This window comes from Streptomyces sp. OR43 (assembly GCF_008042275.1).
Taxonomy (GTDB): Bacteria; Actinomycetota; Actinomycetes; order Streptomycetales; family Streptomycetaceae; genus Streptomyces.
In genome coordinates this window covers 1,036,381-1,061,403 of the sequence record NZ_RDBK01000043.1, presented here as the reverse complement: position 1 = coordinate 1,061,403, position 25,023 = coordinate 1,036,381, and the positions used below count along the sequence as shown (strand labels likewise).

General features: G+C 70.0%; 19 protein-coding genes, 1 pseudogene and 1 riboswitch. Of the genes and pseudogenes, 7 read left to right on the top strand and 13 right to left on the bottom strand.

The annotated features are described in order from the left end of the window. Positions 1 to 289 precede the first annotated feature (289 nt). Positions 290 to 2,896: a rifamycin-inactivating phosphotransferase gene (gene rph, locus EAO72_RS23170; RefSeq protein ID WP_148019201.1), complete on the top strand. Its 2,607-nt coding sequence runs from the start codon at positions 290 to 292 to the stop codon at positions 2,894 to 2,896. Between the two features lie 113 nt (positions 2,897 to 3,009). Here rph and EAO72_RS23165 read toward each other — a convergent pair whose 3' ends face one another. The 3 genes from EAO72_RS23165 to EAO72_RS23155 all read right to left on the bottom strand — a co-directional run bounded on the left by EAO72_RS23165 (position 3,010) and on the right by EAO72_RS23155 (position 5,198). Then, positions 3,010 to 4,014 (bottom strand): MerR family transcriptional regulator, encoded by a 1,005-nt coding sequence (locus EAO72_RS23165; protein WP_148019200.1) that lies wholly within the window; start codon positions 4,012 to 4,014, stop codon positions 3,010 to 3,012. A gap of 9 nt (positions 4,015 to 4,023) precedes the next feature. Then, complete coding sequence (locus tag EAO72_RS23160) at positions 4,024 to 4,689, bottom strand: HEAT repeat domain-containing protein (RefSeq protein WP_148019199.1); 666 nt, start codon at positions 4,687 to 4,689, stop codon at positions 4,024 to 4,026. A 155-nt stretch (positions 4,690 to 4,844) separates the two neighbouring features. Further along, positions 4,845 to 5,198 carry a PRC-barrel domain-containing protein gene (locus EAO72_RS23155; protein ID WP_148019198.1) on the bottom strand — a complete coding sequence of 118 codons (354 nt, stop codon included), beginning with the start codon at positions 5,196 to 5,198 and terminating at the stop codon, positions 4,845 to 4,847. A gap of 290 nt (positions 5,199 to 5,488) precedes the next feature. Here EAO72_RS23155 and EAO72_RS43230 point away from each other — a divergent pair, with 290 nt between their 5' ends. The 3 genes from EAO72_RS43230 to EAO72_RS23140 all read left to right on the top strand — a co-directional run bounded on the left by EAO72_RS43230 (position 5,489) and on the right by EAO72_RS23140 (position 9,214). Beyond that, positions 5,489 to 5,659 carry a hydrophobic protein gene (locus tag EAO72_RS43230; protein ID WP_148019197.1) on the top strand — a complete coding sequence of 57 codons (171 nt, stop codon included), beginning with the start codon at positions 5,489 to 5,491 and terminating at the stop codon, positions 5,657 to 5,659. 160 nt (positions 5,660 to 5,819) lie between these two features. Next, positions 5,820 to 7,130, top strand: a complete 1,311-nt coding sequence (locus EAO72_RS23145) for an ATP-grasp domain-containing protein (RefSeq protein ID WP_148019196.1) — start codon at positions 5,820 to 5,822, stop codon at positions 7,128 to 7,130. A gap of 35 nt (positions 7,131 to 7,165) precedes the next feature. Further along, positions 7,166 to 9,214, top strand: coding sequence for a CocE/NonD family hydrolase (locus EAO72_RS23140; protein WP_148019195.1), 2,049 nt, complete (start codon positions 7,166 to 7,168; stop codon positions 9,212 to 9,214). Between the two features lie 120 nt (positions 9,215 to 9,334). Here the strand turns inward: EAO72_RS23140 and EAO72_RS23135 are convergent, their stop codons facing one another. The 10 genes and pseudogenes from EAO72_RS23135 to EAO72_RS23090 form a co-directional block, all read right to left on the bottom strand. After that, on the bottom strand, positions 9,335 to 9,937 hold the full coding sequence (locus EAO72_RS23135) for a gamma carbonic anhydrase family protein (RefSeq protein WP_148019194.1): 603 nt from the start codon (positions 9,935 to 9,937) through the stop codon (positions 9,335 to 9,337). 59 nt (positions 9,938 to 9,996) lie between these two features. Continuing rightward, the gene (locus EAO72_RS23130; RefSeq protein ID WP_410090490.1) at positions 9,997 to 11,394 is read right to left on the bottom strand and encodes a purine-cytosine permease family protein; all 1,398 of its coding nucleotides are present in this window, start codon (positions 11,392 to 11,394) and stop codon (positions 9,997 to 9,999) included. After that, positions 11,386 to 11,482, bottom strand: a riboswitch (TPP riboswitch). (Overlaps the previous gene by 9 nt.) An 89-nt stretch (positions 11,483 to 11,571) precedes the next feature. Next, entirely contained in the window at positions 11,572 to 12,210 is a 639-nt protein-coding gene (locus tag EAO72_RS23125; RefSeq protein WP_148019192.1) for a hypothetical protein, read from the bottom strand. Positions 12,211 to 12,229: 19 nt separating this feature from the next. After that, positions 12,230 to 12,424 (bottom strand): annotated as a pseudogene (locus EAO72_RS23120) (phosphatase PAP2 family protein); the annotation flags it as partial. An 18-nt stretch (positions 12,425 to 12,442) separates the two neighbouring features. After that, positions 12,443 to 13,696 carry a PP2C family protein-serine/threonine phosphatase gene (locus tag EAO72_RS23115; protein WP_148019191.1) on the bottom strand — a complete coding sequence of 418 codons (1,254 nt, stop codon included), beginning with the start codon at positions 13,694 to 13,696 and terminating at the stop codon, positions 12,443 to 12,445. Next, positions 13,693 to 14,493 (bottom strand): alpha/beta fold hydrolase, encoded by an 801-nt coding sequence (locus tag EAO72_RS23110; RefSeq protein WP_148019190.1) that lies wholly within the window; start codon positions 14,491 to 14,493, stop codon positions 13,693 to 13,695. The genes EAO72_RS23115 and EAO72_RS23110 overlap by 4 nt, the downstream gene beginning before the upstream one ends. Positions 14,494 to 14,715: 222 nt before the next feature. Further along, positions 14,716 to 17,802: an alpha-mannosidase gene (locus EAO72_RS23105; RefSeq protein WP_148019189.1), complete on the bottom strand. Its 3,087-nt coding sequence runs from the start codon at positions 17,800 to 17,802 to the stop codon at positions 14,716 to 14,718. 72 nt (positions 17,803 to 17,874) lie between these two features. Beyond that, a complete protein-coding gene (locus tag EAO72_RS23100; protein ID WP_148019188.1) occupies positions 17,875 to 18,891 on the bottom strand; it encodes a LacI family DNA-binding transcriptional regulator in 1,017 nt (338 codons plus the stop codon). Between the two features lie 55 nt (positions 18,892 to 18,946). Continuing rightward, a complete protein-coding gene (locus tag EAO72_RS23095) occupies positions 18,947 to 19,873 on the bottom strand; it encodes an ROK family protein (RefSeq protein ID WP_148019187.1) in 927 nt (308 codons plus the stop codon). Next, complete coding sequence (locus EAO72_RS23090) at positions 19,870 to 21,582, bottom strand: class I mannose-6-phosphate isomerase (protein ID WP_148019186.1); 1,713 nt, start codon at positions 21,580 to 21,582, stop codon at positions 19,870 to 19,872. Before EAO72_RS23090 ends, EAO72_RS23095 begins: the two co-directional genes overlap by 4 nt. A 270-nt stretch (positions 21,583 to 21,852) precedes the next feature. Here EAO72_RS23090 and EAO72_RS23085 point away from each other — a divergent pair, with 270 nt between their 5' ends. Genes EAO72_RS23085 through EAO72_RS23075 form a run of 3 tightly spaced genes read left to right on the top strand, consistent with a single transcriptional unit; the run spans position 21,853 to position 24,940 of the window. After that, complete coding sequence (locus EAO72_RS23085) at positions 21,853 to 23,169, top strand: ABC transporter substrate-binding protein (RefSeq protein ID WP_148019185.1); 1,317 nt, start codon at positions 21,853 to 21,855, stop codon at positions 23,167 to 23,169. Then, positions 23,166 to 24,107, top strand: coding sequence for a carbohydrate ABC transporter permease (locus EAO72_RS23080; RefSeq protein ID WP_148019184.1), 942 nt, complete (start codon positions 23,166 to 23,168; stop codon positions 24,105 to 24,107). The genes EAO72_RS23085 and EAO72_RS23080 overlap by 4 nt, the downstream gene beginning before the upstream one ends. 2 nt (positions 24,108 to 24,109) lie before the next feature. Beyond that, complete coding sequence (locus EAO72_RS23075) at positions 24,110 to 24,940, top strand: carbohydrate ABC transporter permease (protein ID WP_148019183.1); 831 nt, start codon at positions 24,110 to 24,112, stop codon at positions 24,938 to 24,940. Positions 24,941 to 25,023: the final 83 nt, after the last annotated feature.

Genomic DNA, 25,023 nt, shown 5'->3' with positions numbered 1-25,023 from the left:
GGTGGCGCAGAATCGTCCGCCGAGGCCACAGCCTGCGGATTTGGGAGCACGACGTGCGTGAGTTGTCGATGTATGGGGGACGCGGTGACGTCGGAGAAGTGGTGGACGCAGCCGCGCGAGTGTGGGTCTGCGGCGGGGTGGTGCGCGTGTGCGCGCCGCTCGGGCCGTCGGACGGAGGGCAGCCGGTGACGACGACGTGGCTGGCAAGAGGTACGGCGCAGGGGGAGGCGGCTGTGATTCGATCGGCCGGTGCAGGGCAATGGGCCACGACTGCCTCGGAGGTATCGCGATGAACGAGCAGTACGTGCGGGATCTGCAAGAGGCTGACGAGACGCAGGTGGCACTCGTCGGTGGCAAGGGCGCGCACCTGGGCGGGCTGTCGCAGATCGAGGGTGTCCGGGTGCCGCCCGGCTTCTGTGTGACGACGGACGCCTTCAGGCGCGTCATGGCGGAAGCGCCGTCGATCGACGATCGGCTCGATGAGTTGTCGCGTCTGGACCCCGACGACCGGGAGACGATCCGCACGCTCAGTGCGCAGATCCGCCGGACCATCGAAGGGGTCGCCGTCCCGGCCGATCTCGCGGCGGTGATCACCCGCGCGCTCGCCCGGCTCGGCGACAGCGCCGCCTACGCGGTCCGGTCCAGCGCGACGGCGGAGGACCTGCCGACGGCCTCGTTCGCCGGCCAGCAGGACACGTACCTGAACGTCCTGGGCCCGGAGGCGATCCTCCGGCACATCAGCAGGTGCTGGGCCTCGCTCTTCACCGAGCGGGCCGTGACCTACCGTCAGCGCAACGGCATCGACCACCGCACGGTCCAGATGGCCGTGGTCGTCCAGCAGATGGTCTTCCCGGAGGCCGCCGGCATCCTCTTCACCGCCGACCCCGTCACCGGCAACCGCAAGGTCGCCACCGTCGACGCCGGCTTCGGCCTCGGTGAGGCACTGGTCTCCGGCCTGGTGAACCCGGACGTCTTCAAGGTCCGGGACGGCGAGGTCGCCGCCAGGACCATCGCCGCCAAGGAGCGTGCCGTGGTCGCCCTGCCGGACGGCGGCACGCAGGAAGTGGCGATCGACGCACAGCGCCAGGAGCGGCCTGCGCTGACGGACGCGCAGGTGGTGCGCCTCGTGGGGCTCGGGCGGCGGATCGAAGCACATTTCGGCCGCCCGCAGGACATCGAGTGGTGTCTCGTCCACGACGGCTTCCAGATCGTTCAGAGCCGGCCGGTCACCACCCTGTTCCCCGTCCCCGAGACCGACGACCAGGACAACCACGTCTACGTCTCCGTGGGCCATCAGCAGATGATGACCGACCCCATGAAGCCGCTGGGGTTCTCCATGTGGCAGCGGACAGCCATGGTGGCGATGCACGAGGCCGGCGGAAGGCTGTTCGTCGACGTCACCGCGCGTCTGGCCTCGCCCGCGAGCCGCGCCGCCCTCCTGGACATCATGGGGAAGGGCGATCCGCTGGTCAGGGACGCCCTGGAGACCGTCCTCGACCGTGACGACTTCGTCCCTTCGCTCCCCGACCCAGGCCCCGGGAAGCCGCCGGCCGGAGGTGCGCCCGCCCCGATCGACACCGATCCGGCCATCGTCACCGGCCTGATCGAGGTCAGCCGGGCGTCGGTCGCCGCCCTGGAGCGCGATATCCGGACAAAGACCGGACCGGCGCTGTTCGACTTCCTGCTGGAGGCCTTCGAGGAGCACAAACGCGTCCTCGGCGACCGGCTGAGCATGCAGGTGATCATGGCCGGTATGGAGGCCAGCTGGTGGCTCAACGACAAGCTGGAGGAGTGGCTGGGCGAGAAGAACGCGGCCGACACGCTCACGCTGTCCGCTCCTGACAACGTCACGTCGGAGATGGGGCTGGCGCTGCTCGACGTCGCGGACGTGATCCGCCCGCGGTCGGAGGTGGTGGACTTCCTCCGGGGCGTCGAACACGTCGAGGACGACGCCTTCCTCGACGAACTGGCGAAAGTCGAGGGCGGGCCCGAAGCACGCGACGCCATCGAGGCCTACCTCGACCGGTACGGCATGCGCTGCGTCGGCGAGATCGACATCACGAGGCCACGCTGGCGCGAACGCCCCACCACGCTCGTGCCCGTGATCCTCGACAACGTCAGGAACTTCGATCCAGGCGCTGCCGGGCGGCGGTTCGAAGAAGGGCGGGAGCGGGCGGAGAAGAAGGAACAAGAGGTGCTCTCACGCCTGCGGGTTCTGCCGGACGGGAATCAGAAGGCTGACGAGGCCAAGCGGATGATCGACCGGGTGAGGACGTTCATCGGGTACCGGGAGTATCCGAAGTACGGCATCGTCAGCCGTACCTTCGTCTACAAGCAGGCCCTGCTGCGGGAGGCCGAGCGCCTCGTCGAGGACGACGTGCTCCGCGACAGGGAGGACATCTTCTACCTCACGTTCCAGGAGCTCCACGACGTCGTGCGCTCGAACCGGCTGGACGACCGGCTGATCCAGCGCCGCAAGGACGCCTTCCGGTCGTACCACGCGCTCACACCGCCGCGGGTTCTCACTTCGGACGGTGAGGCGCTCACGGGGGCGTACCGGCGCGACGACGTGCCGGCCGGTGCTCTGACCGGTGTCCCTGTCTCCGCCGGGACGATCGAGGGAAGGGCCCGCGTCATCCTCGACATGTCGGAGGCCGATCTCGAAGCGGGCGACATCCTGGTCACGGCCTTCACGGACCCCAGCTGGTCGCCGCTGTTCGTCGGGATCGCGGGCCTGGTGACTGAGGTGGGCGGCGTGATGACCCATGGCGCGGTGATCGCGCGGGAGTACGGCTTGCCGGCGGTCGTGGGCGTGCAGCAGGCCACCCGGCTGATCCGGGACGGGCAGCGGATCCGTGTGCATGGAACGGATGGGTACGTCGAGATCCTGCCCTGACCGGCCCACGGGACGCCGCACGCCGCACGCCGGGAGACGCTTTCCGGCGTGCGGCGGACGTTGCGTGCCGGGCCCGCGCGTGTGGGGCTGCGGACCGGGGAGTCAACCGGGCGCTACCGTCCGCCCCGCAGCCGCAGAAGGTAGGTCGCGGTCAGCGCGACGGCACGGTCCCCGTCACGCGACAGTTCCACGAGGGCGGATGACGCCACCGCCCCCGGAACGGCGGCCAGCGCCTGCGTCAGCCGCCCGCGGGCAGCTGCTCCGGTGGAGTCGTCCGTCAGACGGCCGACGAGTTCCGTCGCGATCCCGTCCGCCGTCGCGGCGTCGCCGGCGAGCACGCTCAGGGCGTCGGCCGCATCGGTGTCGTTCCCGCCGTCCACGATCATGGCGACGAGGACCGGGACCGCCTCGGTCTCGCCACGTGTGCCGAGGGCCAGAGCCGCGTGCCCGCGGACCACGATGTCGGCATTCGCCAGGGCGTGCCGCAGCTCCTCGGTCGCGTCCTCACCCGGAATCTCGGCGAGTGACCGGACAGCACGCTCCCGTACCGCGGCAACCGGCGAGCCGAGGCCCCGCGCGAGCAGTCCGGGAACGCCGTCGCCGGATCGGGCCAGGGCCCATCGCAGAGCTCCGGCCACGTTCGTATCGGCCTCGCTCAGCGCTGCCTCGACCAGTGCCTCCACCGGAATCGGAACCTCGTCGCCCGAGGCGAGGGCCGCGCGTTGGCGCGCGTCGGGGCTCTTCGAACCCAGGGCCTGGAGAAGCGCGACGACCTGGAGGACGCCCTCCCAGCCGACGGGATCCGCGGCGTCGATCCGGCTCAGCCGCGTGAGCAGGTCGGTCTCGGCCGCGATGCGTTCGCGGGTCTGACGGATGAGATCGCCGACGAGTTCCGAGGGCGTGAAGCCCGGATCGTCGAGCGCGCGTCCGGCCTCACGCAGCGACAGGCCCAGCGACCGCAGGCTCTCGATGTGGAAGATGCGCCGGATGTCCTCTCCGGAGTACTCCCGGTAGCCGGACCCCGTCCGGCCCGACGGCCGTACCAGACCGAGCGACTCGTAATGCCGGAGCATCCGGGCACTGACCCCGGACCTTTGCGCCACCTCACCGATCAACACGTCCCATTGTCACCCCTGGCCGTGCCCGCCGAGGGCGACGACGCGCTTCGCCTCCTCGATCGCGAACTCGAACCCGGCGTCCGGATCGCGCAGCAGTCGCTGTGTGGCGAGTGCGTGTACCCGCACCTGTGGGTCGGGAGCCGTTGACGACACGCGCAGAGCCGGTGCGGTGACCTCACCCAGTGCGACCAGAGCGCGGCTGAGGCTCAGCCGCGTCTCGCGGTCCCCGCGCCCGAGTTGCGTCGCGAGCACCACGGCCAGGGCGGACTCCTCGCCCTCCGGTACGAGCACGACCGCGGCCCTCCAGGCAGTCCGTGCGACCTCCTGGTCGGCGTCGGACAGCAGCGCCCGCGTGAGGGCCGGCCAGGCCTGCCGGTCCCCGATCTTGGACAGGGTGTGCAGTGCCTGGCTCCGGGCCTGCGCATGCTCCGAACGGAGCTCACGGACCACCCGGGGGAGCGTCGTGGACACCGGGTGGCGGGTGAGCGCCCAGGTCAGCATGTCGCGGACGAAGAAGTCGGGCTCGACCCCGCACCGCTGCACGAGCGTGTCGACGAAGCCCGGGTCGGGCGCCGTGCCGACCGCCAGAGCGGCTCGCAGCCGCACGGAGGAACGGCTGTCCTCCAGCCCCTGGAGCGCTTGCAACGCGTCCGTGTCCTGTCTCATGGCCGTCATCTCGACCACCTCCTCGGCAAGCAGTGAAGGGCCTGCCACCGTGTCAAGGTCAAACAGCGGCACTGCGCGGTCGCGCCGGCGTCGTGGCCGAGCTGCCGACAGGGGCCCGGCCGGATTCTCCGGTCGGGCCCCTGTCCACTGCCGTGTCGCGAGACTCAGGTGCGGCGGTGGCCGCGGTAGTAGTCCCCGACCTGCTCGTGGTATCCGGCGTCGCCGACGTGCTTGTCCTTGTCGAACTCGGGGGAGTTCTTGATCTGGTCCTTCGTCAGATCGACGTTGATCCGCTGTTCGTCCGGATCGACACTGAGTACCGTGCCGGCCGGGAGCAGGACGTGCTTGCCGAAGATCCAGAGACCGGTGTCCACCACGAGGTACGAGGAGTTGACTTCGTCCGAGTGCTTGTCGACCTTTCCGATGCTCCCGTCGGTGGCTTCGACCTTGTATCCGATCAGGTCGGTGCCCGCGGTGTAGTTGGCGGTCGGCTGGTAGCCCCAGATGTTGTCACTCATGAAATGGCTCCTTCATAGAGATTCTTCACCTTCCGCACGTGAATCGGCGGACGGTGTCGGCGCCCCGTGCAAAAGCGGTGACGCTCTCTCGGGAGACCGCCTGCCCTGCCTCCCCGTCCTCATGCATCTGTGTCCCGGAGAGTTCGCGGAAGGAGGAGAGCGGGCGTAGAGGGGAGAAAGCTGCACGGCCGAGCGGCAAATTGTTCCCGTGGTCCCGGCGGGGAAACCCGCAGTTTCGGATGCATGAGAGGTGGTGGTCCGGGTATTCGAGGTCCTGGAGGTTGATAAACATGGTTCCCCTGCTTCTTGTTCTCCTGCTCGCTCTCGTTCTCTTCGGTGCCGGATTCGCATTGAAGGCCTTGTGGATCGTGGCAGTGATCGTGCTGGCTGTGTGGCTGCTCGGCTTTGTCATGCGTTCTGTGGGAGCGGGCGGCCACCGTGGCCGCTGGTACCGCTGGTAGTCGTCGACGACCAGTCAGCAGTGCGGGGTGCCCCCGGCCAACAGGCCGGGGGCACCCCGCAGTTGTGTGCTCTGCAGAACTCGGCCAGCCGGTTCTCGGACGCCGGTTCGGAGCGCGTGGGGCGGGTACGCGTCGTGAACCCTCACGAAAGGACAACGCCGTGTCCCACCAGCGGAACATCTTCGTGCTCGGGCTCGATGACGCCAACCTGCCGACGCTGAACGCTGTCCCGGACGCCGACACGTACAGGTTCCATCCCCTGCTCAGCATCCAGGAGCTGCAGGAGGGCGAGGTCTCGGTCGCCGATCTGATGAGCCGGGCCCGCGCGGTCCTCGACGCGCATGACGGCAGCATCGACGCGATCGTCGGCTACTGGGACTTCCCGGTCAGCACGCTCGTGCCGATGCTGGGCCGGGAGTACCACACACGTACCACCAGCCTGGAATCCGTCGTCAAATGCGAGCACAAGTACTGGAGCAGGCTGGAACAGCGGAAGGTCATCGACGCCTACCCGAACTTCGGACGGGTGGACCTCGACAGCGCGGACCCCCGGCCGCCCGACGGCGTGGCCTTTCCCATGTGGCTCAAGCCTGCTCTCGCCTACTCCTCGGAACTCGCCTACTCGGTCGCGGACATCACGGAGTTCCGCGCGGCCGTCGACCGGATACGACAGGGGATCGGCCGGGTCGGAAGGCCGTTCGACGCAGTGCTCAGCCTGCTCGAACTGCCTCCGGAAATGGCCGGTGTGGGCGGCCAGGTCTGTCTTGCGGAGGAGGCCATGACCGGTCTCCAAGTGGCCGTGGAAGGCTATGTCCACGAAGGAGAAGTCACCGTCTACGGAGTGCTCGACTCGATCAACTACCCGGGGTCGCCTTGTTTCCTGCGCCACCAGTACCCGAGCGCGCTCCCTCCGAAGGTGATCCGGAAGCTGCATGAGGTGAGCCGGCGAACGATGCGACAGATAGGAATGGATTCAGCCACATTCAGCATCGAGTACTTCTATGACCCGAAGACCGAGGAGATCAGCCTGCTGGAGATAAATCCAAGGCATTCCCAGTCACATGCGGAGCTCTTCGCGTATGTCGACGGAACCGCCAATCACCACAGGATGATCCGTCTCGCGCTCGGACTCGATCCTGCGGCGCCCCGTGGCCAGGGGCCGTACCGCATGGCCGCCAAGTGGTACTACCGCTGGTTCGGCGAAGGCAAGGTGCACCACGTGCCCACACCGTCCGACCTCGCTGCCGTCGAACGCCGCATCCCCGGAGTGCGCATCGACGTCGTGCCCGCCGAAGGGCAGAAGCTCTCCTCCGTGTCCCAGCAGGACAGCTACAGCTACGAGGTCGCGCACATCTTCACCGGAGCGGACGACGAGAAGGGCCTGCGGCGCAAGTTCGACCAGTGCGTCGCCGCGTTGGGCCTCACCTTCGACGAAACGGCTCCGGGCGGCCGTGACCGGGAGACGCCGTGAACGGGGACAGGAGCAGGAGGGAGCAGGCCATCGGAATGCGACATGTCGGTCAACTGCCGTACGCGGTTCGGAAGGAGGACCATGTCACCATCACCATGTCGGACGGCGTCCGGCTGTCAGCGAGGGTCTGGCGCCCCACCGGGTCGGACGCCGAACCTGTCCCGGCGATCCTGGAGGCCATTCCTTACCGGAAGAACGACCTGACCTCCACCCGCGACGCAATCCACCACCCCTACATCGCCGGCCATGGCTATGCCTGCGTGCGGGTCGACCTGCGAGGCACGGGGGAGTCGGAAGGGGTCCTTCGGGACGAGTACCTGGAACGGGAACAGCGCGATGCCGAAGAAGTGCTCGCCTGGCTCGCCGAGCAGTCCTGGTGCGACGGCAGTACGGGGATGATGGGCATCTCGTGGGGCGCCTTCTCGGCGCTCCAGGTCGCCGCCCGGCAGCCGCCGAGCCTGCGTGCCATCGTCATCGCCTCCTTCACCGACGACAGGTACGCGGACGACATGCACTACGTCGGCGGCGCCATGCTGTCCGACAACCTGGCCGAGGCCGGGACGATGTTCGCCTATGCCACCTGCCCTCCCGATCCGGACGTGGTCGGCGAGTGCTGGCGCGACATGTGGAACCAGCGGCTGGAAGCCGCTCGACCGTGGGTACTCGAATGGCTGCGGCATCAGCACCGTGACGACTACTGGCGCCACGCCTCGCTCAGCGAGGACTACCGGGCGTTGCGTTGTCCCGTGCTCGCCTCCAGCGGCTGGGCGGACGGGTACTCCAACGCGGTGACACGTCTCCTGAGCCGTGTCGACGTACCCCGCAAGGGGCTGATCGGCCCCTGGTCGCACAAGCTCCCGCACCTCGGTGAACCGGGACCGGCCATCGGGTACCTCCAAGAGGTGGTCCGGTGGTGGGACCGCTGGCTCAAGGGCATCGACAACGGCGTCATGGACGGCCCCATGATCAGGGCCTGGATGCAGGAGAGCGTGCCGCCGTCCACCTCCTACCAGGAGCGCCCGGGGCGCTGGGTGGGCGAGCCGGACTGGCCGTCGCCCAACATCGAGGAGGTGGTCCACCCCCTGCGTGACCGCTCCATCGTGTGCGAAGGGCAGGGCCCCGGGCCGGCGGACGCGGGCGAATCCGCCGGGCTCGTGCACTCGATCCAATCGCCGCTCTCCGTAGGTCAGTTCGCCGGGAAGTGGGCCTCCTACAACGCCCCGCCGGATCTGCCGTACGACCAGCGTGAGGAGGACGGCGGCTCACTCGTCTTCGATACGCAGCCCCTGACGGAACGACTGGAGATCCTCGGCGCCCCAGCCGCGGAACTGCTGGTGTCCTCGTCGAACCGGGCGGCGCAGGTCACCGTCCGCCTGTCGGACGTCGCGCCCGACGGCCGTGCGACCCGGGTGACCTACGGGGTGCTCAACCTCGCGCACCGATCGAGTGACGGCGCTCTTGAGCCACTCGAACCCGGCAGGGTCTATCGGGTCCGGATCCCGCTCAACGGAGTCGCCCAGGTATTCCCCGCCGGACACCGCGTGCGCCTCTCGCTCTCGACCTCGTACTGGCCGCTCGTCTGGCCGGCGCCCTCACCTGCCCGGCTGAGCGTTCATGAGACCGGGAGCTCCCTCACCCTGCCGGTCCGGCCCGCGGCGGCCCCGGACGACGTGCCGTTGGCGCCTTTCGGCGAGCCCGAGGGGTGCGAACCCTCGGAGGTCACCCAGTTGACGGAGCCCGAACAGGCATGGACCGTGTCCAGGGACCTCGTCGACTACCACTCCTCCCTCGACATCGTGAAGGACCGGGGAGTGCAGAGGTACGAGGAGAACGGGATCGAGGTCGGGTTGAGGGCCTGCGAGAAGTACACCTCCATCGCCGACGACTTCGGATCGGTGAGCGGTGAGGCGGCCTGGACCATGCGGTTCAGGCGTCCCGGATGGGATGTCCGGGTGGAGACGCGCACGGTACTGACGTCGGACGAGACCGATTTCCACGTCGATGCCACCTTGGACGGCTACGAGGACGGCCGCAGGGTCTTCTCCCGCACCTGGAACGAGAGCGTCCCGCGAGTCAACGTCTGAGCATCGACCGTGCGGGAGCAGCGGGGCCCGTCCCTCGGGGTGGCGCCGCAGGCCCACACATCGGGTCCCGCCCGGTGAGGCCGGGCGGTGGACGGCAGGCCGGAGGGCCTCGCGCGGGGCTCAGATCCGGCGGTCGTCGCTGTGACGCCCGAGGCCGCGGCCGAGACGTTCCGAGATCGCCGGCATCAGGCTCTCGCCCTCGGCCGGGCGGTCGAGGCCGAATACGTAACCGGGGAAGTCCAGTTCCTTCTGCACCCCCCAGATCCCGTCGTGGTCCTCCGGCGGGAGAATGCGCGCCGGGTCACCGACGGCCACCCAGCCGATCGGTACCGTCGAGTCGGCCGGCAGCACCGTGCGCAGATGCACGATGCCGTTGATCCGCACTTCGGAGCGGCTGCCGATCCGTGCGCCGTTGAAGACGCGGCTGCCGGTGGCCAGGAAGACCTCGTCCTCGACCCGGCAGCCGGCCAGGCTGGAGGTGGGGCCCACCAGCACCTGCCGCCCCAGCACCAGCGGGTCCCGCCGGGTACCCCGCAGGACCGCGTTCTCCATCACGATGCTGCCCTCGCCGACCTCCACCGGCCCGCCCTCGGCGGTGAGCACCGCACCGAACAGCACCCGGCACCCGGCGCCCACCCGCACGTCCCCGCACAGCGTGGCGGTCGGAGCGACATAGGCCGTGGGATGGACGGTCGGCGAGCAGCCCTCATGAGTCATCATCATGGCCGCGATCATCCCGTGTCCGGAGCGCGGGCGCACACCCGTCCAGTGACCCCACCGGATCAGCGGCGGCGCAGCCGCACAGGTGCGTAGACGGCGAGCGCCGCGACGAACGCGACGTAGTACGCCAGGTCCGCGCCGTGCAGAGCCGCGGCCACCGGCCCCACGTACAGGCTCGTGTCCATGAACGGAACCGCCGCGCCGAAAGCGACGACGAACGCCACGAGAGCGGGTACCCACGGCTGGGGGCGGTCGCCCTCGACAGCCGGCTCGAACGGAGCTCCGCCCCTCGCCCTGGCGCGCGCGAACCAGTCGACGGCCACCACCGCCACGAATCCGGGTATCCAGTAACCGACGAACAGCAGCACGTTCTGGAAGCGGGCCGTGGTGTCCGCGGCGTGCATCCACAGCACCAGCGGGAAGCCGAGTACGGCAGAGAGCGCCGCCGCCAGCGGCCGTGGGACGGGCACCCCGACGGTCTGAAGGGCCAGAGAGCCGCTGTAGTCGTTCATCGCGTTGCTGCACAGCGCCGCCAGCGCGACGGCCAGCAGTCCGAACGCGCCGAGCGCGCCGCCTCCCAGCAGCTCGTCGACGCCCTTCGCGGTCTGGTCGGTGAAGGCGGATGCTCCCCACAGGCCGAGCGCCTGCACCGCGACGAAGGAGACCGAGAGACCGAGAAGCGTGTACCAGAACATGCGGGGGCGGGAGGCGGACCGTGGCAGGTACCGGCTGAAGTCGCTGGCGTACGGGGCCCAGGACAGTGCGAGGCTGAGCGCGATGGTGCTGGTGAGCACGAAGGCGCCGGCGCGGTCGGCGCCGTGTACCGACCCGCTGGTGGTGGGGTCGATGCCGTCGAGGAGCTTGACGGCCAGCGCGACGAAGGCGGCGGCCAGCACGAAGGTCATGATCTTCTGCAGTCGGTGTATCGCCTCGTAGCCGAAGACACCGAGCAGGCCCTGCCCCACCATCATCGCGAGCACGCCCAGCCAGAACGGCCATCCGCACAGTCGAGCCAGCGCGTCCCCGCCGAAGAGGCCGATCAGCGCGTCCCACGCGACCGACGACAGCCACTGCAGTACCCCCGGCACGGCAACGGCCCGGCCGAAAGCGAGCCGCGCCAGCGGGAGTTGCCCCGTACCCGTGAGACTGCCCCAGGTCCCGAGGTACGCGGTCGGCGCGGCGCCCACGAGGGTGCCGAGGACGACAGCCACCAGTGCGGTGGTGAAGTCCAGCCCGAGGACGATGCCGATCGTGCCGGTGAAGACGCCCGTCATCGTGAGGTTCGGGGCGAACCACACGGTGAACAGCCGCCCCGGAGCACCGTAGCGGTGAGACTCGGGGACCGGGGCGATCCCGCGGGTCTCAATGCGCAGATCACCGGAGGCGGAGCTCGTTGGCCCGTCGAGTACGGGCGGGTGGCCGGTGGTTGCGGGGCCGCTCGGAGCAGGTGGAAATGACATCGATGACATCCCTCCGCCAGTGCTAACTGGTTCAGGTTCGACGGGTGTGATCTCAGCCCCGCTGGTCGGGGCACCCCGTGTCGGATTGCGTCGGCAAGGCTAACCCACGCGCTCGGGCCCGGACGACAGGGCTCCGGCCGGCCGGTCACGGGGCCGCCCACCGGTGCTCATGGGCCGTCAGCCGGTGGAGGCCGGACGGTGGCCCGGGGCCCCGGTGATCTCCACGGTGGAGGTGACCCGGACGACCGACGGGACGCGGGGTGCCGACCCGAAACCGAAGGTGACCGGGGGCTCGACGGGAGCGAGTCCGCCGAGGTTCCGGCCGCCCAGCACCGCCGTTGCCGCACGCACACGGTGCAGGTCCCGGGCCCCGTACCACTCACGGCGGTCCGGGCCTGCGCGCCCCAGCGTGCGGACACCCGGCAGCAGGCGGGCCGGTACGTCGCAGACGGCGGCCCAGGTGCGGCTGCGGGCCAGGGGCGCCGGCACCGCGCACAGCAGCCGCCCCAGGACGCTCCGGGAACCGGTGACGAGGTCCAGTACGAGCGGCCCCGCACTGACGTGCCAGCGGTTACCGTCATGCCTGACCTCCACCGGCACCACCTCCACGTGCTCGAACGTGTAGGTGTCCGCGACGAATGCGGCGATCCGGCGGGAGGGGGCGAGCAGACGGCGCTCGCCGTCCGGGTGCTCGATCATGACATCGCTGAACGCCCCGAACGGCGACCGTGGCCAATGCCCCCACACGAGCCGCGTCCCGGAGGCCGTGCCGACGGCTCCGATCCATCCGTCGAAGTGCAACCGTTGCTGTGCCATGGGGACAGTCTGGCCTGCCCCCGCCGACCACGTCGCTGAACCAGTGGACGCCCAGCGCGGTCCGGGTGAAACCCACGCCCGGGACCGAGAGCACCGACACGCTCCGACAGAGGCTTCTCTGCAGGCCACGGGGCACCAGCGGCAGCACTACGAGGAGCAGTACGGCGAACGAGGTGGTGGCGGTCATCGCGTGACCGGAGGGGAAGGAGAAGCCCCGCGGCCCCGGTTCCGCTCATCGTCCGGCCGGGGGAACGCTCATCGCCAGGAGCGCGGTGTCGTCGTCGAGTCCTTCACCGAACGAGTCCAGGAGGCCGGTGAGAGCTTTGACGACGCCGGTGGCGGAGGCGGGTGCGAGGGCCCGGACGAAGCCGAGGAGGGCCTCCTCGCCATAGCGTTCGCCTGCGTTCGAGGTACGCGCTTCGGTCAGACCGTCGGTGTAGAGCAGCAGGGTGTCGCCGGGACGCAGCTCAACGGTGACCGTGGTGAACTGGGCGTCCTGGACGACTCCTGCCAACTGGCCGCCCGGAGTGGGTTGGTACTCGGCACTGCCGTCGGCACGCAACAGCACGGCAGGGGGGTGCCCGCCGCCGGCCAGCACGATGTGCACTCCCGTGCCGTTGCCCGCGCAGGTCAGCAGGCCGAAGATCACCGTGCAGAACCGGGGCTCGTCCTCCTGCGGCTGGAGGTTGAGTGCGGTGTTGAGGTTGGCCAGGACCGCAGCCGGTTCCGGGTCGGAGACGGCAGCGGCTCGCAGGGTGTACCGCGCCAGTGACGTCACCACGGCCGCGTCGGCGCCCTTGCCGCGCACGTCCCCCATGAAGAAGCCCCATCGTCCGTGGGCCAGCGGGAACAGATCGTAGAAATCCCCGCCCACCTCGTCCGAGGAAGCGATGTGATAGTGCTCGGCGACGTCCAGGCCCGGAACCGGTTCGAGCGCAGGCGGGATCAGGGTGCGCTGCAGAGTCGTGGCGAGGCGCTGCAGCCGTTCACGGTCGCGCTCGGCCTCCTGCCGGGCGCGCAGGAGCTCACGCTCGTAGGCACGCCGGTCCCGGGCATCCAGGAGGGTGGTGCGGATCAGCAGCGGTTCACCGTCCCGGTCCTGCTTGACCTTGGAAGTGACCAGGACGGGCAGCCGGCTCCCGTCGGCGGCCTTGAGCTCCAGCGCGATGCCGTTGACCTCACCCTGCATGTGCAGCAACGGCGAGAAATGCGTCTCGTGGTAGAGCCTGCCGCCGATGGTCAACAGGTCGGGGAACTTCCTGTGGCCCACCAGTTCCTCCCGGCGGTAGCCGAGCCACTTCAGCAGGGTTCCGTTGACCTTGGCGATCCGCCCGTCCATCAGCGTGGAGAGGTAGCCGCAGGGCGCGTTCTCGTACAGGTCCTCCGCGCTGTCCTCCAGCAGGGCGGCGAACGACAGCTGTTCCTGGTCGCGGTCCCCGGCCGCCCACAAGCCGTTGGCCTCCTCGCCGCCCGGGTTCACCGTCACGGCCCCTGCAGAAAGGCGGTGATCGCCCGGGTCGTCTCCTCGGGGGCGCTCAGCTGGGGGCAGTGGCCCGTCGAGTCCAGAGTGACCAGTCGGCTGCCGGGGATCTGCGCGTGGACGAAGGCGCCCACCTCACGCGGAGCGATGGTGTCGCGCGCGCTCTCGGCGATGAGCGTCGCCACGGTCACCTTGGCGAGATCCGCGCGGTTGTCGGAGAGGAAGGTGGCTCGCGCGAATACCCGTGCGATGTCCGGATCCGTTCGGCAGAAGCTGTTGGTGAGCTCCTCACCGAGTTCGGGGCGTTCCGGGGTGCCCATGATCACCGGTGCCATGGTCGCGGACCAGCCGAGGTAGTTGCTTTCCAGCGACTCGAGCAGCTCGTCGATGTCCAGCTCGCTGAATCCGCCGTGGTAGTCACCGTCGTCGATGTACGAGGGCGACGGGGTGAGGAGGATCAGCTTGTCGAAGAGGCCGGGCTCCCGCACGGCCGCGAGGACGCCGATCATGGAACTGACCGAATGCCCGACGAAGGCCACGGGACCGAGGCCGAGCTCCCGGCATATTTCGATGACGTCCTGCGCATAACCATCCAGCGTGGAGTACCGCTCCGGGCTCCAGGCGGACAGATCGGAGCGCCCCGCCCCCACGTGATCGAAGAGGACCACCCGAAAGTGCTCCTCCAGGGCGGGCGCTACGAGACGCCAGAGGTTCTGATCACATCCGAAACCATGGGCCAGCATGACCACCGGACCGCCTTCCCGGCCCGTCACCGATACATGGTTTCTTGTCCGGACATCCATGGGAACATCCTGGCACTCCCCGCACGCGACGGCCTGCGCAGCAGGACCAGGGCGGCTCACCGGCACTGCCGGGGCAAGTGTCCCCTCGACGGGTGGTTCGTCGCTTCTCCGCGGGACGCCGGCCGCCGCGGAGCGCTCAGGCCGTGCACGGGGAGTCCCGCCCGCTCCCCGGCTCCGGGCGGACGGAACTCCTCTCGGACCACGCCCCGGCAGCTACGGCCCTCAGCCCGCGTCGGCGGGCGAGGCGTCGTTTCCGGCGGGTACCAGGCGCAGGGTCAGGATCTGGAACGGGCGAAGCGAGAGCGTCACCTCGGATCCGCGGAAGGCCGGTGCCGCCGCACCCTCCAGATCGCGCTCCAACAGGTCCGTGATCCGTGCAGAGGCCACAGGGAAACCGGCCCTGAGGGTGGTCCGCACGCGACCGCCCGCGGACTCGTAGAGGCGGACGACCACGTCGCCCGAACGGTCGTCCGCGAGTTTGACCGCCTCGATGACGACACCGTCCTCATCGGTTCGCACCAGCGGCTCGACAGCCGCACCACCGGGGACGGCGCGTTCGGGCAGGTTGAAGTGATATCCCTCGCGGATCGCGTCATGGATGTCCGCGCCGAGGACCAGCCCGTACCGCAGACGGTGTTCACCCCGGTCACAGTCGGGGTCCGGGAAGAGCGGGGCCCGCAGCAGCGAGACCCGCGCCGTCGTGGTGGTTCCGCCGTCGGGGCGGACGTCCCGCGTCACGTCGTGGCCGTAGCTGGAGTCGTTGACCAGGGCCGCGCCCCAGCCGGGCTCCGCGAGGTGCAGGTAGCGGTGGGCGCAGATCTCGAACCGGGCGCTGTCCCACGAGGTGTTGCCGTGCGTGGGGCGCCGGACATGACCGAAGGGGATCTCGGCACTCGACTCCGCCGCCCGTACGTCGAGCGGGAAGGCGGCCTTGAGGATCTTCTCGCACTCCTGCCAGTCGACGTCCGTCTCGATGTCGAGACGGCGGCTTCCCTCTCCGAGGCGCAGCACCTGGGTGATGCGGGAGGCGTTGAAGCTGCGCACCACCCGTACGCCGCCGGGGACCGCACCGACCTCGTCGGCCTCGGTCAGGTCGCGCACGGTGTTGCGGTAGAACGGGTCGACGTCCCAGGCGTCCCACTGGTTCGGGAAGTCCTGGTGCAGTTGGAGGAGGTTACCGACCGTGCCCGGCGCGAGCGCCTCGCGTCCGGCCGTCAGGTCGAGCGCGGAGGTCACCAGGCCCCGGGCATCCACCGTGATGCGTACGAGGCCGTTGTCCAGGACGAACCCGCCGTCCTCGGTGGGCAGGGCGGCGACGGGGCCGGCAGCCCGCGCCCGTGGTGAGGCGCCGAGCGCGGGAACGCCGTCCCGGGCATGCGGCGCCCCGTTGAACACCGTCTCACCGCTTGTCCCGCTGCCGCTCCCGCCCGCCGCGAGGCTGCGCTGGGCGGTGTCGATGACCTCCCCGAGTTCGCGGGCCACCTCCGCGTACGTCTCCTCGGCCTCGCGGTGCACCCAGGCGATCGACGTACCCGGCAGGATGTCGTGGAACTGGTGGAGGAGCACGGTCTTCCACACCCGGTCGAGCAGTTCGTACGGGTACGGCCGGCCGGTGCGCACGGCCGCGGTCGCCGCCCACAGCTCGGCCTCCCTGAGCAGGTGTTCGCTGCGCCGGTTGCCCTGTTTGGTGGCGAGCTGGCTGGTGAGCGTGCCGCGGTGCAGTTCGAGGTAGAGCTCGCCGACCCAGACAGGGGCGTCCGCGTACTCCTCCCGGGCCTTGGTGAAGAACTCCTCCGGGCCCTCCATCTCCAGCCGGGCCGAGCCTTCGAGGTTCTCCAGCCTTTGCGCCCGTGCCAGCATCTCGCGGGTGGGACCACCGCCGCCGTCGCCGTAGCCGAAGGGGACGAGCGAACGGTTGGCCGCGCCCTTGTCCCGGAAGTTGCGCTCGGTGTGTCCGATGTCGGCGCCGGAGAGGTCGCCGTTGTAGGAGTCGACGGGAGGGAAGTGGCTGAAGATGCGGGTCCCGTCGATGCCCTCCCACCAGAAGGTGTGGTGGGGGAAGGCGTTGGTGGTGTTCCAGGAGATCTTCTGGGTGAGGAACCACTCGATACCGGCCAGCTTCATGAGCTGCGGCAGGGCCGCGTTGTATCCGAACGTGTCGGGCAGCCACATGTCCTTCGTCTCGACCCCGAACTCCTCCAGGTAGAAGCGCTTCCCGTGCACGAACTGCCGGACCAGCGACTCCCCGCCGGAGAGATTCGTGTCGGGCTCCACCCAGAGGCTGCCCGTGGGCAGGAACTGCCCGGTGCGCACCTTCTCGACCACCCGGGCGAACACCTCCGGCCGCTGCTCCTTGAGCCAGGCCAGCTGCTGTGCCTGCGACATGACGAAGCGGAAGCCGGGGTGGTCGTCCATCAGCGCGGTGACGTTCGAGACGGTCCGGGCCGCCTTGCGGACCGTCTCGCGTACGGGCCAGAGCCAGGCGGTGTCGATGTGCGCGTGGCCCACGGCGGAGACGCGGTGGGCGCCCGCGTGAGCGGGGGAGGCCAGCGCGGGGGCGAGGATCTCGCGAGCGTGCGCGGCGCTGCCGCCGATCTCCTGGAGGTCGATGACGTCCAGGGCACGGTCCAGGGCGTGCGCCAGTTGCCGGCGCCGGGTGGAGTCCTCGGGGAGTTGGTGCATCAGCCCGCCGAGCACGTCCAGGTCCTGTACGAGTTCCCACACGACGGAGTCGAAGACGGCGAGGTCCATCCGGTTGAGCCGGTAGAGCGGCTCGTCCGGAGCCCCGTCGCCGTGCAGCCAGGGCGCGACACCGCCTGCCCGGGTCGGGACGAACGGGTCGCCGCCGGAACCCGAGTCGAAGATGACCGGATTGGCGGCCGCCTCGACGTAGTAGACGAACTCCTCGCCCCCGCGGGCTGGTTCGGCGATCGGGAGCCACGCGTTGCGGGGATTGAGAGCCTTGACCGGTGTTCCGTCCGCGCGGTATACGAGGCCCTCCGCGGAGAAGCCCGGCTGGGTGGTGCCGAAGCCGAGGTCCAGCACCGCCTCGACCCGCCTGCCGGCCCATGCGGCGGGCACCGTCCCGCTGACCCGGAACCAGCTGGTGGACCAGGCCGGTCCCCACGTCGCGCCGGTGCGGACCGGTTCGTACGGCGCGGCGATTCCTTCGGACACGGGCACGGGCTCGCCTCTGACGTTCCAGATCGCGACGTCCAGCGGCAGGCTCTCGCGGTACACCGCGGGCCGCAGGCGCTGGTCCAGTACGCGGGCGAGCCGGCGTTCGGTGACCGTTCGGTCGTGGTGCATGGGAACTCCGTGAGGGATGACGGGAGGCGAAAAGGGCAAGCCGGTGCCGTGCGAGGGGCGGCAGGGGCCGGGTCAGTGCGTCCCGTAGCGGATGACGTGGGTGGGGACGACGGTTCTGCGGGCCGGGATCGGCTCGGTGGGCGAGCCGTTGATCCGGTCGATGAGCATCTGGCCCGCCCGCCGGCCGATCTCGTCGGCGTCGTACGAGACGATGGTCAGCGGCAGACCGAGGACGTCGGCGAGGTCGAAGTCGTCGAAGCCGGCGAGCGCGACCGGTCTGCCGAGTGCCCGCACGGCGCGGATGGCCCCCTGCGTCAGACGGTTGTTGGTGCAGAAGAGAGCCGTCGGCGCGTCGGGCGCGTCGAGGAGCGTGCGTGCGGCGGCCTCGGCGGTGGGTACATCGGTGAGACCACGTCGTACCTGGCTCTCGTCGGGTTCGATTCCGGCGCTCTCGTGGGCGGCCCAGTAGCCGCGGAACCGTTCCGCACCGGTGTACAGGGCGGGCGGGTTGCCGAGGAAGCCGATCCGGCGGTGACCGTCCGCGATGAGCTGTCCGGTGGCCTGCTCGGCGCCGCCGAAGTCGTCGACCAGGACGCAGTCGGCGTCCATCCCGGCGGGCGGCCGGGATGCCAGGACGATCGGCATGCCGCGCAGCGCGGCGGGCGCCAGGTGACGGTGGCTGCTGCCGGCCGGGACGACGATCATGCCGTCGACCTGACGGGACGCCAGGTCCTCGACGAGCCCGCGCTCCTTGTCGACCTGCTCCGCGGTGTTGCTCAGCAGCACCCGCAGACCGTGCTCGGACGCCACCTCCTGCACACCGAGGGCCAGACGCGAGTAGAACGGGTTGGCGAGGTTGGTGACGACCAGTCCGATCATTCCGCTGCCGCCGAGACGCAGGCTGCGCGCCGTCTCGTTGCGCCGGTAGCCGAGCTCTTCGACGGCGGCGAGCACGCGCTCCCGTGCCGGCTCGCTGACCCGGGCGTCGTTCTTGAGCACCCGGGAGACCGTCATGGCACTGACGCCGGCGCTGGCGGCCACGTCGCGCATCGTCGGGGCTCCGCCGTCGCCCGATCGGTGCTGTGCCATGGGCAGTTCTCCTGCGGGGTCGTCGGGTGGCCGGTGGGTCGCGAACGCCGTCATTCTAGGTCCGTACCGGGGGAGCGCCGGCGGACCTGCGCAGAGCCCAGTGAGCGGCCCCGATCAGGGGTGCGTCGGCAGGGCGCCGGGCCGTGACGGTCAGGGGCGCGGTCCCGGGTGCCCAGGACTCGAAGCCTGCCCGGACGGCGGGCCCCACGAGGTCCCAGGACCCGGCCATCGACCCTCCGACAACCAGGAGGTCCGGCCGGAACCGCTCGCACCAGGGTGCGAGCGCCCGGCCGAGCGCGCCGAAGCAGTGCTGGAGCGTACGCACGGCGTGCGCGTCACCGGCGCGGGCCGAGCCGGTGATGTCGTGCACATCCGGGAGGCGGTGGGCGGCGGGCACCGAGGCGGCCCGGGCGTAGAAGCTGCGGATCGCACGCCGGGAGACCACCTCCTCCAGCGGGAGCCCGTCGACGGCGAGCCGGTGCGCCCTGCCGCCGGGCGGCACGTCGGGCCCCTCCACGACGGGGTGCCCACCGTCCAGGAAGGAGGAGCCGACGCCGGTGCCGAGCGTGATGCACACGGCCCGGCGCCGGCCGGCGGCCGCGCCCGCCCGGTACTCGCCGATGGCGAACGCGTCGGCGTCGTTGACGAAGCTGATGGCGCTCGGGGCTCCCGGGAGCCGGCCGAGCAGTTCCGCGCCCACGTCCACACCGTGCAGCGACTCGAACTTGCCGATCCCGCGGAAGCGCCCGACACCGGCCGCGTAGTCGAAGGGACCCGGTATCGCCACGCCCCAGTGCGCGGCCGCCGGCACCTCGACGCGGTCGGCGACGGCGGCGATCGCGTCGAGGAGCTCAGGGGCCGGGGCGTCGGCGGGGACCGGCTGCCGTACGGCCGAGAAGGGCACGGGCAGTCCGGCCTCGGTGTCGATGACGGCGGCCGTCACATGTGTTCCGCCGATCTCCAGCACGGGAACGTGGCTCATACCTGCGTCACCAGGGACTTCACCACGTGCACCGGCCGGCTGCCGACGGGGTGCAGCCGGTAGGGGCCGACGGACGCGGGCACGGTGAGCGTCTCGGCGAAGGCGAGGTCGTGACGGAGACCGCCGGCGGTCTCCACGACGACGCCGTCGCCGGCCGAGACGTTGAGGATGTGGAAGCGGCCAGCGGTGTCGTCCTCCGCGGCCTCCGCTCCCTCGATCACGAAGCGGTGCACCGCGTAGAACATGTCGGGCAGCGCGCCGACGACCTCCTCGCGCCAGCCCCGGCCCTCGCGCACGGTGCGCGGCTGCTGGACGAGATCCTTCAGGACGTCGTCGCCGCGCCGCGCGCTGTCGAGGTTGGCGAAACCGTGCGCGTACGAGAGGGGCCGGGGAGCACCGGAAGTGCCCTTGCGCAGCCAGTCGTAGAAGCGCAGGGAGTAGAGGTAGGGCGTGGCACTGATCTCCAGGACCAGGTTGCCCTCGCCGGACGCGTGCGGGGTGCCGGCCGGGATCATGAAGAGCTGCCCGGCGTCCGCCGGGTGCCTCATGACGTGGTCCTCGACGCGCAGCGGGAGCCCGTCCGCGGCGGCCGCCTCGACCTCCTTGCGCATGACGTCCACGTCCGTACTGTCCCGCAGGCCGAGATAGACCTGTGCACCGGGTTCGCTCGCGGTCACGTAGTACGTCTCGTGCTGGGTGTACGGCCAGCCGAACGTCTCCCGCATGTACTGCTCCCGCGGATGCAGGTGAAGGGACAGGTTGCCGCCGCCGACCGTGTCGAGGTAGTCGAACCGGATGGGGAAGGACGTGCCGAAGCGGCGGTGGACGTCCGGGCCGAGGAACTCCTCGGGGTGCAGTTCGCAGAGCAGCTGGAAGGGGATCTCCACCTGGGCGGCGTCGTCCTGGCCGACCAGGATTCCGGCTTCCGGGGCGATGAGTTCGTAGCCGAGGGCCGTGTTGCCGCCCCGTGGTGCGAAGCCGAGCTCCCGCGCGGCCCACTGCCCGCCCCACGGTGTGGAGTTGAAGAAGGGGCGGGTGCGGACGGGGCCGGTCGCGAGTGCGGCGAGGGTGGCCCGCACGGAGGCGCCGTCCAACGAGGCGGGGCCGTGCTCGCCCTGGAGGTCGAGCCATCGGTCGACCCGGTGGGCGAAGGCGTCGCGGTGGCGGTCGCCGACGGGCCAGTCGGTGTAGAAGAGGCTGCGCAGCTCACCGGGGGTGCCGGGGCGGCCGAGGTTGGCGCCGAGCGGCAGTTCTCCCCGGGTGACGGCCTCCTCGGCGTACCGCTTGGGGAGGTCGGCCCACCAGAGCAGGTCGGGTTCGGCGAGGGCGGCCCCCGGACCGAAGACGAGCAGGACGCCGGCGCGCGGGCGTTCCTGGACGGGGGGCGTCTCGAAGAGGTCGCTCATGGAGAACCCGGCGAGGGGCAGGAAGAACGGGTCCGCGTCCGCGGCCGGGACACAGAGCCTTTCGACGGCATCCGCCGACCAGAGCCCCCGTACGTCGCACAGGGTGACCTCGCTACCCCGGGCGCGCAGGGCGGCGGCGAGGGAACCGGCGGCCTTTTCCCAGTCCAGCGCGGCCGGTCCGTCGAGGGCGAGGACGGTGGAGGCCGTCGGAAGGTCCGCCGCGGCGGCTGCCCAGCCGGTGACGACGGTGCCGCCGGTGGCGGCGTACCGCGGGTTGCGTTCGTAGGGACGGGGCTGGTGCACAGATGCTCCTGAGGACGAGGACCGGCAAGCACGTGCATGGTATCGATAACATTCAGTCCGAACAAGGTGTGCCGAGCAATGGCCCGTGGAGCACCGGGCTGAAGTGCGGATCTGTCGGATTGGAAGAGAAACCCTTGTTTCGATCTCGTGGTGTCGTTAACATCCTGGCAACCCGGAGCGCGGAGACGAACGACGCACGCGCATCCGGTGGATCTCCGCACCGCACCCCAGAGCCACGGATCCCGCCGGGATCCAGAGGGAAGTGAACCCATGAGATCAACCGGCGAGACGACAGAGCAGTCGTCTCACCCGCTCCGCCGGCGCACCGTGCTGGCGGGCCTCGGGGCCGGCGCGGCGGCCGCGCTGGCCGGAGGCTGCGCACGGGGCGACAGCACGGCCTCGATACCGGGGACGACGTCACTGGCCAACGACAACGCGACCTGGGACGCGGGATACGTCGCAGCCGGGCGCGAGCTCAAGAAGCTCACCGGGTACGCGCTGCGCCCGCTGTCCAACCCGAACCCCACCGCCTACACCCAGGTCACGCAGATCTCCCTGCAGACGACCAAGGCGACGGACCTGATCAAGTGGCAGTCGGGCTACAACCTCAAGCAACTCGCGCGCACCGGCAGCCTCAGCGACCTGACCGGGATCTGGGACGCGTACGAGCGCAAGGGCTGGGTGACCAGATCCCTGCGCGACGCGATGTCCTACCGGGGGGCCGTGTACGGGGTGCCGCTCTACCAGTCGTACTACGTGCTCTTCTACAACACGCAGGTGTTCGACCAGCACGGGCTGCGGGCGCCTGAGACATGGGAAGAGCTGCTTCACAACGCGGAGGTGCTCAAGAAGTCCGGCGTCACCCCGTTCGTCGCCACACAGAGCGGCAACTGGCCCGCGTACGAGTGGTTCGAGGAACTCATCAGCAAGGTCGATCCGGTCTTCTACGCCGACCTGATCGCGGGCCGGGCCCGGTACACCGATCCGCAGGCGCACAAGGCCATGCAGATCTGGCAGGACTTCATGAAGAAGGGCTGGATGACCCCGGCCGACTTCGACCAGAACAACGGTCCCGCCGCGCTGAAGACCGGCAAGGTCGGCATGTTCCTGCACGGTTCCTGGCAGTCGCAGGGCCTGGCGGCGGCCGGGATGAAGCCGGGAGAGGGCTTCGACGCCTTCGTCCTGCCTCCGGTCGACTCCTCCACGAAGCGATCCGTGATCACCGAGGCGGGCGTCCTCGCCGTGCCCGGGAAGGCCGTGTCGCACGACGCCGCCATGGCCAACGCGGGCAACTGGCTGAACCCCTCGGTCCAGCGGGTGTGGACCGACTTCCTCCAGGACGGCTCGGCCAACCCGCGGGCGGTCACCTCCAACCCGGTACTCGCCCGCCTCAGGAAGAGGGCCCTGCGCGAGCACTGGACCGAGCTGCCCCGCTACGGACAGTCCGGGCCGCCCAACCTCATGCAGGGAAACACCGACGACCTGGGCGCCTTCATGACACAGGCCATGTCAGCGGAGGCGACGCTGCGCAGCATGGCGAGCCGGGCCTCCAAGGAATGGGCCGCCTGGAACAAGGACGAATCATGACATCGGCAGTCGACAGGCGCCCCACGGCGGCTCCTTCACCCGTGAGGCCGCCCGTACCCCCCGTCCGCACACCCCCGCGCAGGCTGAAGGACAGGCTGGCCGGAGCCGGCTTCCTGGCACCCGCCGTCCTGCTCGTCGCAGCACTGCTCCTCACCCCGTTCGCGGTGACGCTGTACCGCAGCTTCTTCGGCGACGGCCGTGTCTCCTCCTTCACCTGGCTCACCAACTACGGGCTGTTCCTCAGCGATCCGGTTCTCGCGAAGTCCATCGAGAACACCCTGATGTGGGTGGTCGGCACGGTCGCCCTGCCGCTGGTCCTGGGCCTGGGCATCGCGGTCATGACCAACCAGTCCGGATGGTCCCGGGTGGCGCGCCTCCTCGTGGTCCTGCCGTACGCGATCTCCGGATCCGCCGTGGCCGTCGTGTGGAACTTCGTCCTCACCACGGACGGCGCGGCGAACCAGGCCCTCCAGGCACTCGGTCTCGGCTCGTTCGCCCAGGGCTGGCTCCTCGAATGGCCGGGCAACACCCTCGTCATGATCGTCGCCAACACCTGGCAGTCCACCGGCGTGGCCGTGATCCTCTTTCTGGTCGGTCTGCAGACCATCCCTCCGGAGACCCTGGAGGCGGCGTCCCTCGACGGCGCCGACGGCCTGCGGAAGTTCTGGTACGTCGTCATGCCCCAGCTGCGGACCGTGTCCGTCATCGTGGTCGGCAGCAGCCTGGTCAACGGGCTGAAGTCGTTCGACCTCATCTGGGTGCTGACCCAGGGCGGTCCCGGCCGCAACTCCGAGACGCTCGCGGTCTCGATGTACCAGGAGACGTTCCTCGCGCTGCGTCCCGGCGCCGGGGCGGCGGTCGCCGTCGTCCTCACCGTCATCGTGCTGCTGGCCTCCTGGCTGTATCTGCGGCGCCAGCTGACCCCGAAAGGCGCTTGAGCATGCCCACCCGCCGCATCTCCGCCGGAACCGCCGTCCGTAACACGGTCCTGGTCCTCGTCTCACTTCTCTGGGCCGTGCCCACCTGGCTGCTGGTGGTCAACGCCCTGGTGCCGGCCGCCGAGTACGGTGGCAGCCCGCACTGGCTGCCGCACGGGGGCTTCGGCCTGTTCGACAACATGTCGCAGGCGTGGACACGGGCGAGGCTCGGCCCCGCGATGGGCAACAGCCTGCTGTACGCGGTGACCAGCTCGGCCGCGGCCATCGTGGTGGCCACGACCGCGGCGTTCGCCACCGTGATCATGCCCGTGAAGCACAAGACCCTGTGGTTCTGGCTGATCTACTCGGGCACGCTGCTGCCTCTCCAGGTCTTTCTGCGGCCGCTGTTCCTCGCCTACGCGAGCACCGGCCTCTACGACGCGCAGATCGGTCTGTTCCTGGTCTATGTCGCGGTGGCGATCCCGTTCGCGTACTTCATCATGCGCAACTTCGCCCAGACGCTGCCCGGTGAGGTGATCGAGGCGGCGCGGCTGGACGGCGCGTCCTGGTGGCGCGTCTTCTGGCAGATCCATGTGCCGCTCTCCAGGTCCGCGATGGTCGCCGCGTTCGTCTTCCAGTTCGTCGCCGTCTGGAACGACCTGCTCTTCGGAATCACCCTGTCCACCAGCCGCAACATCCGCCCGGTGATGGCCGCGCTCGCGGAGCTCCAGGGCAACTACTCCAATGTCGGGCCGCCGGTCGTGCTGGGCGGGGCGCTGCTCGTCTCCCTGCCGACCGTCGTCCTGTTCTTCTCCGCGCAGCGCTTCTTCGTCAGCAGTCTCAAGCTCGGCTGACCCGGGCCGAGAACAACCACGGTCCCGCACCTCCCCCGCACCCACCGCACCGACGCCCCGAGCCGAACCCCGAAAGGCACCCC